The organism is Geofilum rubicundum JCM 15548 (assembly GCF_000974365.1).
Classification (GTDB): domain Bacteria; phylum Bacteroidota; class Bacteroidia; order Bacteroidales; family Marinilabiliaceae; genus Geofilum; species Geofilum rubicundum.
The window spans coordinates 1-3,942 of the sequence record NZ_BAZW01000113.1; the positions used below are offsets into that span (position 1 = coordinate 1).

The window sequence follows — 3,942 nt, forward strand, 5'->3', positions numbered from 1 at the left end:
AAAGAATAATAAAATAAACGGATACAAAAGCTATGGAATTTCTTTTAACGGCATTGAATATTTTGAAATAGAAAACAATATTCTCGAATCTGGTACTACCGGGTCTGCTAGCACGGCAATGAATTTAGCGAATTCAAGCGGATTTGTAAAATCTGCTGACGGTTATGGGTCTAATATTGTGGCCAACAATATAATTAATGCACACAGGGGCGGAGGGGTAACCTTTTCCGGCAAATATCTCGACTTTTTTCATAATACTGTTCGCACCCAAGGTTCAGCTTTATATTTATACTACGAAACTGAAAATACAAATATTGAAAATAACATTTTTTCATCTCTAAATGGTTATGCTGTAGAAATTCCCAATGGAAGTGTTAAGGATTCATACGTTATGAAATCCAATGTTTTATATACTGAGAACAATGATTTTGTTTTGCTTAGAGGCGTTTCTTACAGGGATATTTTTGAATACCGAAATTATCAAAAAGAGGTTGTTGGGTTTGATGATTATTTTTCGATTTGTGCCAAGCCATTTTTTGAAGAAGATGAGAATGGAGTGTTGGCGCCACAGTCATATGTTATTTCAAAAATCGGCTTAAATACATCTAACAGAGTTACAGCCGACATATATGGCATGGAAAGAGCGGTCATGCAAAGTACCCCGGGAGCTGTCCAGCGATACTTTCCACAACAGGAGTTGCCCGAAACGGTGATTGTTGATCCCACAGGGCAGGGTGATTTTGAAACCATTCAGGATGCACTTAATGCCTTCGCAAGTCACGGACTAAATAAGAATTGCACCATAAAAATTGAAGAAGGTGAATATTTTGAATCGAACCTTAGCCTCTATACAATTCCTATCATTGATTATTCTGATATTGAGAATTACAATAATGTTCGTTACACTCTTACAGTTACATCGGAGTCAGGAGCGACCATCACAAATTCATCAGCCGATGCCGTTTCTGTTTTTAATATTTGCGGGGCTGATTATGTGAAGATTAATAATATCAGTTTTAAGAATAACGGTGAAACAGGATCGGCTTTAGGCCTTATAAAACTGCTGTACGTGTGCGATAATATTGAAATTTCCGATTGTCAGTTTAATTTGATAAGTACAAATACAACCACACGCGGCATTTTTGCCAGTAATAATTTTTCCAGAAACTGGACTTTTCAGAGAAATTATTTTGAAAATGAAGGAACTGCCATTGACCTGGCTGGCTTTTCGTCAGCAAGATTGGAAAATGTAATTATCAACAATAATGTGTTTGACAATACTCAGCAGGGCATTAGTGTAACGCAGGTAGAAGGTTCTGAAATATCAGAGAATAAGTCCTATAATTCGAAAATTTCCATCAGTTATAGTGGAAGTCTTGATTTTTCGCGTAACAGGGTGTTTGGATCCGGTTTTTCAGGAACTTATTCGAATGCGGTTATGGTTGGCATATACCATGCTATCGATGCCGACATCCTTACAAATATTATAAAAATTACCGATTCAAATATCCAATCGTTAAAAGCTCTTGATATTAACTATAATTGTAAGAATATCAATGTTCTGCACAATACGCTCTCCGTAGAGCAGTCTAATTCGTCAGGCAAAGGTACTGCGCTGAGTTTGCAGGGAACTACAGACGCTTCTTTAATAAATAATATCCTCTCGGTTGAAGGATATGGATATGCGCTACTTCAGGGAGGAACTGATGTGTTTTTGGAAATAAGAAATAATTGTTATTATGCCGATGGGCCCTCTTTTGCATGGGTGGATGGAGAACAGTATTACGATTTTTATGATTTTAGTGGTAAAACCGGCTATACCTACGAGATGGACGGAAGCGATTTAATATTCCATTCCTTTTTAGCGTATCCTTTTTTAGATGAAGATGGATATGCTCATTCGGCATACTTAATTGAGAAAGGTGAAAGCCTGGGAGATATAGCTCTTGAGACCATTCATGAGGTGGCTGACAGCGATGAGGTTAAGCAATGGAATGAGGACCTAAGCCCGAGAACCATTGGAGCATCGTTCAGTAGATATTCGGGCGACAATAGAGAGCCTGTAACTGCCGATTTTTCAATAGGATCGGATTATGAGAATCTGCATGAGGCTTTAACCGAACTCATGAAAAGAGGGGTGAAAGGTAACCATGTTCAGGTTTTAATTCCCTCCGGAACTATAAACAGTAATATCCATATCCGTGCCATTCCGGGTAATAATCATTTTGCATTGGTAAGTCTGATAGGCGATGAGGAGAATATGCCAATGATTAGCTACGCTTCATCTTCTGCTAGTGATAATTATGTTTTAAAACTTAGTGAGCCAAATGGGATACGATTTGAGAATTTATCATTTAATGCTTCCGGAAGTGAATACAGTACTGTTGTAGAGCTTTTTGGTAGAAACAATAAAACAAGGTTTGTGAATTGTGAGTTTATCGCACCAGAAACCACTTCTCTGTCAGACAATAAGGTTTCTGTTAAATCAAAGCATGGATACAATACCGATTTGTTTATTCATGATTGTGAGTTTGATGGTAATGCCTATGCCATTCAAATGAAACACAGTAATTATGCTGATGATAATATTGAAATATCATCAAACAATATTCACAACAGTTTGTATGGTATTCAGCTGGCCCACACAAGAAGTTATAATATAAATAACAATACTTTTAACAATGGTATAAGTTCAATTGAAGTGCGGAATAACAGAGGCACGGACAATTCAATAGCCAAAAACTATATTTTTGCTGATTATTATCCTGTAGAGCTCGTAAACAATGAATTAGGATTCGCTTGTTCGATGAATAATAATGTGATAAAAACCTCGAATACTAATGCCATTTGTGTAAACACCAATTTTGTACGTCTGAATTTTTATTTTAACACATTAATCGGGTTAGCCAATAACGGCACGTCCCTTTTTACTTTCGGTAATGCAGAGGGGCAGAAATGCAATAATAATATTTTCTTTAGTGATGCCCGGGCACTGTGTATGCAAACCTATAATCCAGAGTACGTGGAAGAAATGGATAATAACCTATTCTTTACAAAAAATGAATACCTGATGACCTGGGGTACTAATAGCATTACCACTCAACAGGAATTAGAATCAACAGGCGCTGAAAATTGTATCATTGCGGATCCAAAGATTGATTTTCTCAATAATGGGGAGCTGTTTTCAAATTCACCAGCATTAGGGGCCGGACGAAAAATCGAAAGATTACTATCATTGCCTTACAATGATATTCTTGAGAGAACCAGAGATTATGAAACTCCTTCGATTGGTGCTTATGAGTTTGCTGATGCAGGAGAACCAGGAGGCGCAACGGTTCTTGCTTCTCCTCTTGCGGGTTCAAATGTTTCCGTTTTCCCCAACCCTTCAAATGGTGTTTTTAATATTAGTTGTGAAGGGCAATATGATCTGGAAATTTTAAATATGCGGGGTGAGTTTATTGGTAAACAAACGATAAACAATGGCATTTCTGAAGTAAATATCCAAAATCAACCATCAGGTATTTATTTCATTAGACTGAAGAATGAGGCGGGGCTAAAAGTTTTGACCCTTATCAGGCAATAGTATCTCACACTTGGCTCATGGTGAATCGCAAGGTGTTTTTTTAAAGAGGTTTAACAGTGCTAAAGGAATTTTTGGTGTGTTGAATTCCGGAACAATACACCTGAGAAAGAAACTCTAGCGCCAAATTAGGTCAAAAGATCTGAATTGTCCAACAAACAACGTTTGCCGCTTGCCTATTCACGCAGGAACTATGCCATGGAGATGATTCAGCCTTTGCAAAGTTAACGTCCACACATTCAAAAGACCTGCATTCATCTATTTCGTTTGTTGGCGATGCCAACGCTCTGTCAGCCTTCGCGGTAAGTGTTTTGGTTAAATACATCAAAAATGAAATGTCATGGAACAATTTAAAAACAATC

The 3,942-nt window shown here is 37.4% G+C and carries 2 protein-coding genes; one reads left to right on the forward strand and one right to left on the reverse strand.

The window, feature by feature from the left end; genetic code table 11:
* The coding region (locus JCM15548_RS20020; RefSeq protein WP_157483018.1) for a T9SS type A sorting domain-containing protein at nucleotides 1-3,583 on the forward strand (3,583 nt) is incomplete at its 5' end.
* Nucleotides 3,584-3,713: 130 nt separating this feature from the next.
* Here the strand turns inward: JCM15548_RS20020 and JCM15548_RS24790 are convergent.
* On the reverse strand, nucleotides 3,714-3,942 hold a 229-nt coding region (locus JCM15548_RS24790), incomplete at its 5' end, for a hypothetical protein (RefSeq protein WP_227626065.1).